The sequence below is a fragment of the uncultured Tepidimonas sp. genome, from assembly GCF_938045175.1.
Classification (GTDB): domain Bacteria; phylum Pseudomonadota; class Gammaproteobacteria; order Burkholderiales; family Burkholderiaceae_C; genus Tepidimonas.
In genome coordinates this window covers 1-12,797 of sequence record NZ_CALIND010000028.1, presented here as the reverse complement: position 1 = coordinate 12,797, position 12,797 = coordinate 1, and the positions used below count along the sequence as shown (strand labels likewise).

Annotated in this window: 12 protein-coding genes and 1 pseudogene; all 13 read right to left on the bottom strand. The window is 67.8% G+C overall.

Translation table 11 applies throughout. The features are described 5' to 3' along the window. A pseudogene (locus tag Q0716_RS01355) lies at positions 1-286 on the bottom strand (N-(5'-phosphoribosyl)anthranilate isomerase); the annotation flags it as partial. A 53-nt stretch (positions 287-339) separates the two neighbouring features. Further along, positions 340-1,128 (bottom strand): tRNA pseudouridine(38-40) synthase TruA, encoded by a 789-nt coding sequence (gene truA, locus Q0716_RS01350; protein ID WP_299018848.1) that lies wholly within the window; start codon positions 1,126-1,128, stop codon positions 340-342. Positions 1,129-1,167: 39 nt separating this feature from the next. Next, entirely contained in the window at positions 1,168-3,708 is a 2,541-nt protein-coding gene (locus Q0716_RS01345; protein ID WP_299018845.1) for a FimV/HubP family polar landmark protein, read from the bottom strand. A gap of 218 nt (positions 3,709-3,926) precedes the next feature. Next, entirely contained in the window at positions 3,927-5,045 is a 1,119-nt protein-coding gene (gene asd / locus Q0716_RS01340) for an aspartate-semialdehyde dehydrogenase (RefSeq protein WP_299018844.1), read from the bottom strand. A 38-nt stretch (positions 5,046-5,083) separates the two neighbouring features. Beyond that, positions 5,084-6,169 carry a 3-isopropylmalate dehydrogenase gene (gene leuB, locus Q0716_RS01335; RefSeq protein ID WP_299018843.1) on the bottom strand — a complete coding sequence of 362 codons (1,086 nt, stop codon included), beginning with the start codon at positions 6,167-6,169 and terminating at the stop codon, positions 5,084-5,086. Between the two features lie 42 nt (positions 6,170-6,211). Next, complete coding sequence (leuD, locus tag Q0716_RS01330) at positions 6,212-6,865, bottom strand: 3-isopropylmalate dehydratase small subunit (RefSeq protein ID WP_299018842.1); 654 nt, start codon at positions 6,863-6,865, stop codon at positions 6,212-6,214. Beyond that, on the bottom strand, positions 6,866-6,994 hold the full coding sequence (locus Q0716_RS01325) for an entericidin A/B family lipoprotein (RefSeq protein WP_299018841.1): 129 nt from the start codon (positions 6,992-6,994) through the stop codon (positions 6,866-6,868). It abuts the gene before it with no gap. Positions 6,995-7,025: 31 nt separating this feature from the next. Beyond that, entirely contained in the window at positions 7,026-8,447 is a 1,422-nt protein-coding gene (leuC, locus tag Q0716_RS01320) for a 3-isopropylmalate dehydratase large subunit (RefSeq protein WP_299018840.1), read from the bottom strand. A 1-nt stretch (position 8,448) separates the two neighbouring features. Next, a complete protein-coding gene (gene gltA / locus Q0716_RS01315) occupies positions 8,449-9,759 on the bottom strand; it encodes a citrate synthase (RefSeq protein WP_299018838.1) in 1,311 nt (436 codons plus the stop codon). 20 nt (positions 9,760-9,779) lie between these two features. Beyond that, positions 9,780-10,088, bottom strand: a complete 309-nt coding sequence (locus Q0716_RS01310) for a succinate dehydrogenase assembly factor 2 (protein WP_299018847.1) — start codon at positions 10,086-10,088, stop codon at positions 9,780-9,782. A gap of 33 nt (positions 10,089-10,121) precedes the next feature. Next, complete coding sequence (locus Q0716_RS01305; RefSeq protein WP_299018836.1) at positions 10,122-10,823, bottom strand: succinate dehydrogenase iron-sulfur subunit; 702 nt, start codon at positions 10,821-10,823, stop codon at positions 10,122-10,124. Positions 10,824-10,849: 26 nt separating this feature from the next. Further along, on the bottom strand, positions 10,850-12,655 hold the full coding sequence (gene sdhA / locus Q0716_RS01300) for a succinate dehydrogenase flavoprotein subunit (protein ID WP_299018834.1): 1,806 nt from the start codon (positions 12,653-12,655) through the stop codon (positions 10,850-10,852). Positions 12,656-12,658: 3 nt separating this feature from the next. Next, the coding region (sdhD, locus tag Q0716_RS01295) for a succinate dehydrogenase, hydrophobic membrane anchor protein (protein ID WP_299018846.1) at positions 12,659-12,797 on the bottom strand (139 nt) is incomplete at its 5' end.

The following is a 12,797-nucleotide window of genomic DNA, read 5'->3' as shown; positions in this document are numbered from 1 at the left end:
GTGCCGCGCATTGCTCGGGGGACTCGTCGCCATGGAATTGCAGCAGCGCGCTCGGCACGGCGTCCAACGCGGCGCGCACCTCATCGGCGCTGGCGTTGACGAACAGCAGCACGGGCGTGACGAAGGGGGGCAGTCTGCGCGCCAGCTCGCCCGCGCGTCGGGCGCTCACGCAGCGGGGACTGCCGGGGTAGAGCACGAAGCCGACGGCATCGGCACCGGCAGCCGCGGCATGCTCGACATCGGCCTCGCGCGTGAGGCCACAGATTTTGATGCGGGTGCGTCGCATGGGATGACTGGGGAAGGAGGATCGATGTCGAGGCGCACGATGAGCAACGCCAGCTACAGCGGCAGCCAGTCGAACGCGGCCGTCCGTTCGGGCAGGCCGAGCGCCTCATCGTAGCGCGGCCCCAAAAAGTACAGGCCATCGGGCGCGAAGGTGGGTGCGGCGATGTCGCGCCGCCGGGCGTCACGCACGGCGGCCATCCACTCGGGCGGGCGCAGGCCATGGCCGATGGCGATCAGGCAGCCCATGATGTTGCGGATCATGTGGTGCAAAAAGGCGTCGGCCTCGAAGTCGAAGCGCCAGTAGGGCCCGCGGCGGCGGATGTCGAGTCGCTGCACATGCTTGATGGGCGAGCGCGCCTGACACTGCGCGGCGCGAAAGGCGCTGAAATCGTGCTGACCGATGAGGTGTTGCGCCGCCGCCTGCATGGGTGCCAGTGCCAGCGGGCGAAAGACCCAACCGACGCGCCCGGCCTCGACGCTGGGCCGCACGGGCGACTCCAGCAGTACGTAAGCGTAGCGGCGCGCGCGGGCGCTGTTGCGGGCGTGAAAGGTCGCGGGCACCGCGCGCGCCCACTGCACCGCGATGTCTGGCGGCAAAAACCGGTTGGTGCCGCGCACCCAGGCTGCCATGGGGCGCTGCACCGGCGCGTCGAAGTGCACCACCTGATTGAGGCCGTGCACACCGGCGTCGGTGCGGCCCGCGCACAGCGTGGTGATCGCGGGCACGTCGGCAAACGCGCACAGGGCGCGCTCGAGCTGGTCTTGCACCGTTTGGCCGCTGGGCTGGCTCTGCCAGCCCTGGTAGGCGGTGCCCAGGTAGCTCACACCCAACGCCACGCGCATCGATGCACCGTTCGCCATCGCAGCCGCTCAGGCTGGGTTTCAGGCCAACTGGGCGAGGAAGGCGCGCGCGCGCTCCTGCAGCTCGCCGGTCGCTTCGGCCACCACCTCCTCGGCCAGCGTGCGCGCGCCGTCGATGTCGCCGATGGCTTCGAACTCTCGCGCCAGCGACAGTTTGGTCTCCAGCGGGTCGGCCTCGGCCAAGCCTTCGGCGACTTCCAGGCTGGACAGGTCGTCGATGGGGACGTCGCCCTCGGCCGTCTCGCCGGCCTCGGCCGGGGCGGGCGCACCCTCGGCAGTGGCCGGGGAACCGTCGCCCGGCAGATCGAGCGACAACTCGGCCAGCTCGGGCGGCAGACTGGGCGCATCGGCCGCCGCCGCAGCGGGGTCGTCCGCGCGTGCGGTGCCATCGGCGGGGGGCAGATCCCAGTCGAAGTCGAGGCCCTCGTCCGCCGGGGTGGGCGCGGCGGCGGGTGCTGGGGCCTGCGCGGCGTCGAGGGCCGTCGTTAGGTCGAGGTCGAAGTCGAGATCGGCCGCTTCGGCCGCGGGGGGGGCAGGCGTGTCTGCCGCCATGGACGGCGCGCTGGCGGCCACGGCGGAGAGGTCGAGCTCGGGCAGATTGCTGGCGCCAGCTACGCTGCCAGCGGCCATGGCCGCAGCGGCTGCGCCCGCCATCCCACCCGCCTGACCCGTCGCTGGGCGGTACAGCGGGTTGTCGGGGTCGAGGGTCTGGCCGAGCTCGCAGGCTCGTGCCCATTCCGGCCCCTGGCCTTGTGTGAGGGCGTGCAGCTCGCGTGCCGCGGCTTCGAAGCGGGCCGCGTCGGGCCGCTGGGCGTAGATTTCCAGCAGCTTGAGTCGCACGGGCAGGCGGTCCGGGTGCAGGCGCAACGCCTCCAGCAGGATCTCCTCGGCCTGTTGTTCACGACCGTAGGCCAGATAGACGTCTGCCTCGGCCACCGGATCCACGTCGCCACCGGCATCGAGCTGGCTGGGCGAATACATCATCGACGATGCCGGCGCAGGTTCGTCGGTGTCCACGGTCTGGCCAACGGCGTCGATGTCGGGTTCTTGCGCCGCTGCTGGCTCGGCATTGCGCCGGCGTTGCCGCAGACGCCACCACGCGAGCACCGCCAGCAGCACCGCCACTCCACCGGCGGGAGGGATGACGAGCGGATGGCCAAGCAGCGCCGTCAGCGCCGACGGTTCGGGGGCCGGCGCGGGTGCCGGTGGAGGTGCGGGCGGGGCCGCAGGTGCAGCCGGCTCCGGGGCAGGGGCAGGAGCCGCTGCCGGCTCGGCGGGTGCGCTGGGTGCGGCAGCCGCGGGGGGGGTGGCCGCCACCTCCAGGCCAGGCGCAGCCGCCGCAGGCGCCGCGGCAGGCGGGGCCGCGGGTGCCGCTTCGGGCGCTGGTGTCGGTGCGGCGGCCGCTTGCCGCAGTTGCTCTAGTTCCTGCAGGTTGCGGTTGAGTTCGGCGACGCGTTGCTCGCTTTCGTTGCGCTGGCGCTCCTGGGCGATGCGCGCCTCGGCGGGGGCGGTGGCACCGGGCTTGCTCAGCGTGAGGCGATCCTGTGCGCTGGCTTGGGGTTTGTCTTCGGCCACGGCGGCCTGCACGCCGCCGGTGGCGGTGCGGGTGGCCGCGGGCGCCTCCTGTGCAGGTGCAGCCTGGGCCAGTCGGCGCCGGTATTCGTTGAAGTCGCGCGTTTGTGCAGCGACGATGCGTCGAGCTTCCTGCGCATCGACCGGGGCAGCGTTGGCACCGTCGGGCAGGTCGATCACGGCGCCCGCGCGCAACAGATGGACATTGCCGCGAATGAAAGCGTTGGGGTTGGCGCGCAGCAGCGCGACCAACATTTGCTCCAACGTCACGTCGGCGGGCTTGTGCGCGGCGGCGATGCGGCCAGCGGTGTCGCCGGGCCGCACCGTGATGCGCTGCGTCCGCTCGCCAGGGGCGCTCGCCACGGCTGTGCGGGGGGCTGGAGCCGCTGCCGGCACCGGCTGCGCGGGCCGCACGTCGGTCGCCAGCGGGTTAGGTGGGGTGGGCGGGCTGGCGGGAATCGCGGGCACTGCTGAGGGGGCGCTGACGGCGGGCGCCACCGGCGCCACAGGGCGCAAGTTCGGCGGGTCGAACAACAGCGTGTAGCCGCGCAGCAACTCACCGCCCGCCCAGCGGGCTTGCACTACCACGTCCAGGAACGGCTCGGCCACCGGGCGGTTGCTGCGCAAGACGATCACGGCGCGCCCGTCGGGGCGGCGCTCCAGCGTCAGCGACACGTCCTGCAGCAGGGGGTTGAAGTCCAGATTGGCCGCGCGAAAACGCTCGGGCGGGGCCAGCCCGATTTGCAGGCTGGCCGCCTCGGCGTCGGTGAGTGCCGGCACGTCGATCTCGGCACGCAGGGGCTCACCCAGCAGCGATTGCACCGACACCCGCCCCAATGCCAGCGCCCAGGCGTTGCCAGCCAAGGCGCAAGACAACGCCGCCGCGATGGCCACGCCACGCCATGGCCGCACTCCCCCGCGGTGGGGGCGGTCGATGGCGCCGTCGGGCGCGGGCGGCAGCGAGCGCAGAGGCGGGCGGAGGTTCGGCACAGAGGTCCTTTTTTCAGGCATCGGGTCGATGACGTCGAAACACCATAGCATCAATGCGTTACCGCGACAAGCTCACGTGTTGCCGAGCACGCCGCCGGATGCCATCTATCGCGTGACGGCCCGCCGCGCGTTGCAGCGGTACAACGCTGCGCGGCCAGCGCCGGCACGTTTGGTGCTTCAGACCCGACTATACCGCCGTCAGACCGCGAATGCGCGCCTCACGCGCGCAGCAGGATGCGCAGCATGCGGCGCAGCGGCTCGGCCGCGCCCCACAGCAGTTGGTCGCCGATCACGAAGGCCGAGACGTACTCGGGGCCCATGTTGAGCTTGCGCACCCGGCCCACGCCCACCTGCAGCGTGCCCGTGATGGACGCGGGGGTGAGCTCGCGCACGGTGATGGCGCGCTCGTTGGGCACCCACTTGACCCACGGGTTACCGCTGCGGATGATGGTCTCGAGTTCATCCAGCGGCACGTCGAGCTTGAGCTTGAGGGTCAGCGCCAGGCTGTGACAGCGCATGGCCCCGATGCGCACGCACAGGCCGTCGACGGGGATCGTCTGCGTGGTGCCCAAGATCTTGTTGACTTCGGCCTGGCCTTTCCATTCTTCCTTCGACTGGCCGTTGGGCAGTTGCACGTCGATCCAGGGAATGAGGCTGCCTGCCAGCGGCGCGCCAAAGTATTCGGTTGGCACGTCCTCGCGGATGGCTTTCGCCACCTTGCGGTCGATGTCCAGAATGGCCGACGCCGGGTTGGCCAGATCGTCGGCCACCGCGGCATGGATGACGCCCATGCCTTGCAGCAGCTCGCGCATGTTGTTGGCGCCGGCGCCGCTGGCGGCCTGATAGGTCATGGAGCTGACCCACTCGACCAGGTCTTCGCGGAACAGGCCGTTGAGGCCCATGAGCAGGATCGAGTTGGTGCAGTTACCGCCGATCCAGTTCTTGCCGCCATTGGCCAGCGCGCGGCGGATCACATGGTCGTTGACCGGGTCGAGCACGATGACGGCGTCGGGCTCCATGCGCAGCGCGCTGGCCGCGTCGATCCAGTGCCCCTGCCAGCCGGCGGCGCGCAGGCGCGGAAAGACGTCCTTGGTGTAGTCGCCGCCCTGGCAGGTGAGGATGATGTCGCAGCGCGACAGCGCCTCGATGTCGTGCGCATCTTGCAGCGTGCGGTGGGCCTTGGCCTGCGCGGGGGCGGCACCGCCCGCGTTGGAGGTGGAAAAGAAAACCGGCTCGATGAGGTCGAAGTCGCCTTCGGCGACCATGCGGTCCATCAAGACCGAGCCGACCATGCCGCGCCAGCCGACGAGGCCGACCCGATTGCCAACTGTGCTCATTGCGTGTGCCTTTTGGGGGATGAAGGAGAAAAACCGGTCTATGCCTGCAGCGCGCGCACCACCGCGTCGCCCATCTCGGCGGTGCCCACGCGTGTGGTGCCGGCGCTGTGGATGTCGGGCGTGCGCAGGCCGTCGGCCAGCACGCGCTGCACCGCAGCCTCGATGCGCGTGGCGGCTTCGGGCTGCCCGAGCGAATAGCGCAGCATCATCGCCGCCGACAAGATGGTGGCCAGCGGGTTGGCGATGCCTTTGCCCGCGATGTCGGGGGCGCTGCCATGGCTGGGTTCGTACAGACCGCGGCCGTGTTCGTTCAGGCTGGCCGAGGGCAGCATGCCGATCGAGCCGGTCAGCATGGCCGCCTCGTCCGACAGGATGTCGCCGAACATGTTGCCCGTGACGATGACGTCGAACGCCTTGGGCGCCTTGACGAGCTGCATGGCGGCATTGTCCACGTACAGGTGTTCCAGCGTCACGTCGGGGTAGTCGTGGTGCACGTCGGTGACGACTTCCTTCCAAAACTGGAAGGTTTCCAGCACGTTGGCCTTGTCCACGCTGGTCACCTTGCCGCCGCGGCCGCCGTGGCGCCGGCGCGCCGCTTCGAACGCCACGCGCGCGATGCGCTCGATCTCGGGACGGCTGTAGCGCATGGTGTCGAAGGCCTCGTCGGCGCCCGCAAACGGGCCGTCCGGCGCCGTGCGCCGCCCGCGCGGCTGACCGAAGTAAATGTCGCCCGTGAGTTCGCGCACGATCAGGATGTCGAGCCCCGCGACCAGTTCGGGCTTGAGGCTGGAGGCGTGCGTGAGCTCGGGGTAGCAGATGGCCGGCCGCAGGTTGGCAAACAGCCCCAGGTGCTTGCGCAAGCCCAGGATGGCTTGTTCGGGGCGCAACGGCCGCGGCAGATCGTCGTATTTCCAGTCGCCCACGGCGCCAAACAGCACGGCGTCGGCCTGCTGTGCTAGGCGCAGCGTGGCCTCGGGCAGCGGGTGGCCACTCTCGGCATAGGCGGCACCGCCCACGGGGGCGGTTTCCATCTCCAGCGGCAGCGCCAGCGCGCGCAGGACCTTGACCGCTTCGGCGATGATCTCGGGGCCGATGCCGTCACCGGGCAAAATGGCAATCTTCATGGGGCAAACCGATCAACGAAAGGAGTGGGGCCAGGCAGCGGCTCAGCCCGCAAAGGTGCGTGCCAACCAAGGGTAGCGCGCCAGGCGCTCGGCCTCGAAGGCGCGGATCTTGTCCGCGTGGCGCAGCGTCAGGCCGATATCGTCGAGTCCGTTGAGCAGGCAGTACTTGCGAAACGGCTGCACCTCGAACGCGATTTCGCTGCCGTCGGGTTTGACCACCACCTGGCGTTCGAGATCGATCGTGAGCTCATAGCCGGGGAAGGCGTACACCTCATGAAAGAGCGTATCGACCACCGGCTCCGGCAGCACGATCGGCAGCAGCCCGTTTTTGAAGCAGTTGTTGAAAAAGATGTCGGCAAAGCTCGGGGCGATCAGCGCGCGAAACCCGTACTGCTGGATGGCCCACGGCGCGTGCTCGCGGCTAGAGCCGCAGCCGAAGTTCTTGCGCGCCAGCAAAATCGAGGCGCCCTGGTAGCGCGGCTGGTTGAGCACGAAGTCGGGGTTGGGCCGCCGCTGGCTCTCGGGTACGCCGGGCTGTCCGGGCTGGTCCAGGTAACGCCACTCGTCGAACAGGTTGGGGCCAAAGCCGGTGCGTCGGATCGACTTCAGGAATTGTTTGGGGATGATGGCGTCGGTGTCGACGTTTTCGCGGTCGATCGGGGCGACGATCCCCCGGTGCACGGTGAAGCGTTCCATTTATTTCTTGGCCGCGTCCTGCAGGACTTGGCCTCCTTTCTGGATGTCCTTGCCCAAGCCAGCCACGGTGTTGCAGCCCGCCAGCAGCAGGCCGAGTGCAGCGAGGGTGCAGCAAAGAACGCGGTTCATGGCAGTCTCCGTGAACGACGACATGACAACGTCAGGCAAAGGACCGTATATCGACGAAATGGCCGTGGATGGCCGCGGCGGCGGCCATTGCCGGGCTGACCAGATGCGTGCGCCCGCCGGCACCCTGGCGGCCTTCGAAGTTGCGGTTGCTGGTGCTGGCGCAGCGCTCACCGGGTTCGAGCCGGTCGGCGTTCATCGCCAGACACATCGAGCAGCCGGGCTCGCGCCACTCGAAGCCAGCAGCCCGAAAGATTTCGTGGAGCCCTTCGCGCTCGGCTTGCTCTTTGACGAGGCCCGAGCCCGGCACCACCATGGCGAGCTTGACATTGCGCGCCACGCGCTGGCCCAGCTTGCGCACCACGGCGGCGGCTTCGCGGATGTCTTCGATGCGGCTGTTGGTGCACGAGCCGATGAATACTTTGTCGACCGTGATGTCGGTCAGCGGTTTGCCGGGCTGCAGCCCCATGTACTGGAGGGCGCGCTCCATGGCGGCGCGCTTGACCGGGTCTTTTTCTTTGTCCGGGTCGGGCACGCGCTCGGTGACGGGCAGCACCATCTCGGGTGACGTGCCCCAGGTAACCTGCGGCAGGATCTGGCTGGCGTCGAGTTCGACCACCGCGTCCCAGTGCGCATCCGGGTCGGAGTGCAGCGTGCGCCAGTAGGCCACGGCCTGGTCCCACTCCACACCCGTCGGTGCCATGGGCCGGCCGCGCACGTATTCGATGGTCTTGTCGTCCACCGCCACCAGCCCGGCACGCGCACCGGCCTCGATGGCCATGTTGCACACGGTCATGCGACCTTCCATCGAGAGCGCGCGGATGGCGCTGCCGGCGAACTCGATGGTATAGCCGGTGCCGCCGGCCGTGCCAATGCGGCCGATGATGGCCAGCACGATGTCCTTGGCGGTGCAGCCGCGCGGCAGCTCGCCCTCCACGCGGATGAGCATGTTTTTGGCCTTCTTGGCCAGCAGCGTTTGCGTGGCCAACACGTGTTCGACTTCGGACGTGCCGATCCCATGCGCCAGCGCACCGAAAGCGCCATGCGTGCTGGTGTGGCTGTCGCCGCAAACCACCGTCATGCCTGGCAACGTGGCGCCGTTTTCCGGGCCGATGACGTGCACGATGCCCTGGCGCTTGCTCAGGAACGGAAAGTACGCCGCCGCGCCGAACTCCCGGATATTGGCGTCGAGCGTGACGATTTGCTCGCGGCTGATCGGGTCCGTGATGCCGTCGTAGCCGCGCTCCCATCCCGTGGTGGGGGTGTTGTGGTCGGCGGTGGCGACGATGGACGACACCCGCCACGGCTTGCGACCCGCCACGCGCAGGCCCTCGAAGGCCTGCGGGCTGGTCACCTCGTGCACCAGGTGGCGGTCGATGTAGAGGATGGCGGTGCCATCCTCCTCGGTGTGGACGACGTGTTCGTCCCAGATCTTATCGTAGAGCGTGCGACCCATATCAGCGTTGGTCGATGGGCTTGACGTCGCGCTTGGGCGAGCCAGTAAAGAGTTGTCGCGGACGCCCAATCTTATACTCCGGATCGGAAATCATCTCGTTGAGCTGGGCGATCCAGCCCACGGTGCGCGCCAGCGCGAAGATACCGGTGAACAGATTGACCGGGATGCCGATGGCGCGCTGCACGATGCCCGAGTAGAAGTCGACGTTGGGGTACAGCTTGCGCTGCACGAAGTAGTCGTCCTCCAGCGCGATTCGCTCCAGCGTCTTGGCCAGTTTGAACAGCGGGTCGTTCTCCAGCCCCAGCTCGCCCAGCACCTCGTTGCAGGTTTCCTGCATCAGCTTGGCGCGCGGGTCGTAGTTCTTGTAGACGCGGTGGCCAAAGCCCATCAGGCGCACGCCCGAGTTCTTGTCCTTGACCTTGGCGATGAATTCCCCGATCTTGTCCACGCCGCCCATGGCCTGGATTTCTTCCAACATATTCAGGCACGCCTCGTTGGCGCCCCCGTGCGCGGGGCCCCACAGGCAGGCCACGCCGGCGGCGATAGCCGCAAACGGGTTGGTGCCCGAGCTGCCACACAGGCGCACGGTCGAGGTCGAGGCGTTTTGCTCGTGGTCCGCGTGCAGGATGAAGATGCGATCCATCGCGCGCTCGAGCACGGGACTGACGCGGTACTCCTCGCACGGCGTGCCAAACATCATGCGCAGGAAGTTGCCGGCGTAGCTCAGATCGTTGCGCGGGTAGATGAAGGGCTGGCCGATGCCGTATTTGTAGGCCATGGCCACCAGCGTGGGCATCTTGGCGATCAGACGGATGGCCGCGATTTCCCGGTGCTCGGGGTTGTTGATGTCGGTGCTGTCGTGGTAGAAGGCCGACATCGCACCCACCAAGCCGGTGAGCACCGCCATCGGGTGCGCATCGCGCCGGAAGCCGCGCAAGAAGAACTGCATCTGCTCGTGCACCATGGTGTGCAGCGTGACGCGGCGCGTGAAGTCGGCTTTCTGCGCGGCATTGGGCAGCTCGCCGTACAGCAGCAGGTAGCAGGTTTCCATGTAGTCACACTGCGTGGCCAGCTGCTCGATCGGGTAGCCGCGGTAGAGCAGTTCACCCTTGTCGCCGTCGATGTAGGTGATGGCCGACTGGCACGACGCCGTGGACAGGAACCCCGGGTCGTAGGTGAACATCCCCGTCTGGGCGTAAAGCTTGCGAATGTCGATCACATCCGGGCCGATGGTGCCGGAGTAGATCGGCAACTCGACGCTGGGCGCGCCATTGGAGAACGACAGCGTGGCTTTATGGGCTTGGAGTTTCATACGCGGGGGTCCTTGGGGGTCTAGGGGGCGAAAGACGCCGGAGGCGGCGCGTCGGCGCGCGGCGGCGTGCGCAGCAGCGCCAGCACCTCGATCACTTCCGGACAGGCCAGCGCGCCGTCGGGCTCGCGGCGGCGCAGCAGCAGGTCGAGCAGGTCGTTATCACTCAAGTCCATCAACGCTTGCAGCCCGCGCGCCTGGCGTGCCGTGAGCGTGGCACCATGGCGCGCGAAGAAGCGCTCGATGAACAAATCGTTTTCGAGCAGCCCACGGCGGCAGCGCCAGCGCAGCTTGCCGAGCTGGTGTTCGTCGAGCCGGTCGCCGTCGTCCATGGTCACGGTGGGGCAGGACAGGGCAGCGGGCCGTCAGACGGCGCGACGCACCATCAATTCCTTGATCTTGCCGATGGCCTTGGTCGGGTTGAGTCCCTTGGGGCAGACATCGACGCAGTTCATGATGGTGTGGCAGCGGAACAGCCGGTACGGGTCTTCCAGGTTGTCCAGCCGCTCGGCGGTGGCATGGTCGCGGCTGTCCGCGATGAAGCGGTACGCTTGCAGCAAGCCAGCCGGGCCAACAAACTTGTCCGGGTTCCACCAAAAGCTGGGGCACGAGGTGCTGCAGCTCGCGCACAGGATGCACTCGTACAGGCCGTTGAGTTCCTCACGCTCCTCGGGCGACTGCAGGCGCTCCTTTTCGGGCGGTTGCGTCTCGTTGATCAGGTACGGCTTGATCGAGTGGTACTGCTTGAAAAACAGCGTCAGGTCCACGATCAGGTCGCGCACCACGGGCAACCCGGGCAGCGGCTTGAGCACGATGGTGTCGGGCAGCGTGCGCAGGTTGGTCAGGCACGCCAGCCCGTTCTTGCCGTTGATGTTCATCGCGTCCGAGCCGCAGACGCCCTCGCGGCACGAGCGGCGAAACGACAGCGTCGGGTCGAGCTCCTTGAGCTTGATCAGCGCGTCGAGCAGCATGCGCTCGGTGGTCAGCTCGACCTCGAGCGTCTGCATGTAGGGCTTGGCGTCTTTGTCCGGGTCGTAGCGGTAGATCTTGAAGGTGCGTTTGGCCATGGTGGGATCCTCCGGGCAAAGCGGCGTCAGAACGTGCGGACCTTGGGCGGGATGGACTCGACCGTCAACGGCTTGAGGTTGACCGGCTTGTAGGTCAGGCTGTTGGTCTCGCTCCACCACAGGGTGTGCTTCATCCACTCTTTGTCATTGCGGCCCAGCGGGCATTCGGGGTCATCGGGGCCGCGCTCGTAGTCCTTGACCGTGTGCGCGCCGCGGCATTCTTTGCGCGCGGCGGCCGAGGTCATGGTGGCTTGCGCGGCCTCGATCAGGTTTTCCACCTCCAGCGCTTCGATGCGCGCGGTGTTGAATACCTTGGACTTGTCCTTGAGCCCGATGGCAGCGACACGTTCGCGCAGCGCGTTGATCTTGCGCACGCCTTCGTCCATGCTGGCTTGGGTACGGAAGACGCCCGCGTGCTGCTGCATGGTCTGGCGGATGTCGTTGGCCACGGACTGTGCGTACTCGCCGTCGGTGCGCGATTCCAGGCGGCTCAGGCGCTCCAGCGTGCGGTCGGCGGCATCCTTGGGCAGCGGCTTGTGCTCGCGCCCACGGTCCAGATGGCTGACGATATGGTTGCCCGCCGCGCGGCCAAAGACCAGCAGGTCCAGCAGCGAGTTGGTGCCCAGACGGTTGGCGCCGTGCACCGACACGCACGAGCACTCACCCACCGCGTACAGACCGTTGACGACCTTTTGGCCACCGTTGCCGTCCGGTACCACGACCTGACCGTTGATGTTGGTCGGGATGCCACCCATCTGGTAGTGGATGGTGGGCACGACGGGGATCGGCTCCTTCGTGATGTCAACATTGGCGAAGTTGATGCCGATTTCGTACACCGACGGCAGGCGCTTGTGGATGGTCTCCGGGCCCAGGTGGTCGAGCTTGAGCAGGATGTAGTCCTTGTTTGGCCCGCAGCCGCGTCCTTCCTTGATCTCTTGGTCCATGCAGCGGCTGACGAAGTCGCGCGGCGCCAGGTCTTTGAGCGTGGGGGCGTAGCGTTCCATGAAGCGCTCGCCGTTGCTGTTGAGCAGGATGGCGCCTTCACCGCGGCAGCCCTCGGTCAGCAGCACACCGGCGCCGGCCACGCCGGTCGGGTGGAACTGCCAGAATTCCATGTCCTGCAACGGGATGCCGGCGCGCGCGGCCATGCCCAGGCCGTCGCCGGTGTTGATGAAGGCGTTGGTGCTGGCCGCATAGATGCGCCCGGCGCCGCCCGTGGCCAGCAGCGTGGCCTTGGCTTCCAGGATGTAGACGTCGCCCGTCTCCATCTCCAGCGCGGTCACGCCGATGACGTCGCCGTCGGCGTCACGGATCAAGTCGAGCGCCATCCATTCGACGAAGAACGTGGTGCGCGCGGCGACGTTTTGCTGGTACAGCGTGTGCAGCATGGCGTGGCCGGTGCGGTCGGCCGCGGCACAGGCGCGCTGCACGGGCTTTTCGCCATAGTTGGCGGTGTGGCCGCCGAACGGGCGCTGGTAGATGGTGCCGTCGGGGTTGCGGTCGAACGGCATGCCCATGTGCTCGAGCTCGTACACCACCTTGGGCGCTTCGCGGCACATGAACTCGATCGCGTCCTGGTCACCGAGCCAGTCCGAGCCCTTGACCGTGTCGTAGAAGTGGTAGTGCCAGTTGTCTTCGGACATGTTGCCCAGCGAGGCACCGATGCCGCCTTGCGCGGCCACGGTGTGCGAGCGGGTCGGGAACACCTTGGACAGCACGGCGACGTTGAGGCCGGCGCGCGCCAGTTGCAGCGAAGCGCGCATGCCGGAGCCACCAGCGCCGACGATGATGACGTCGAAGCGCCGACGGGGAAGGTTTGCGGTCAGGGTCATGGCTTACAGCCTCCAGAGCACTTGAAACGCCCAGCCCGTGCAACCGACCAGCCAGACGAGGGTCAACCCATGCAGGGCCAGACGCAGGCCCACGGGTTTGATGTAGTCCATCCAGATGTCGCGCACGCCAATCCAGGCGTGC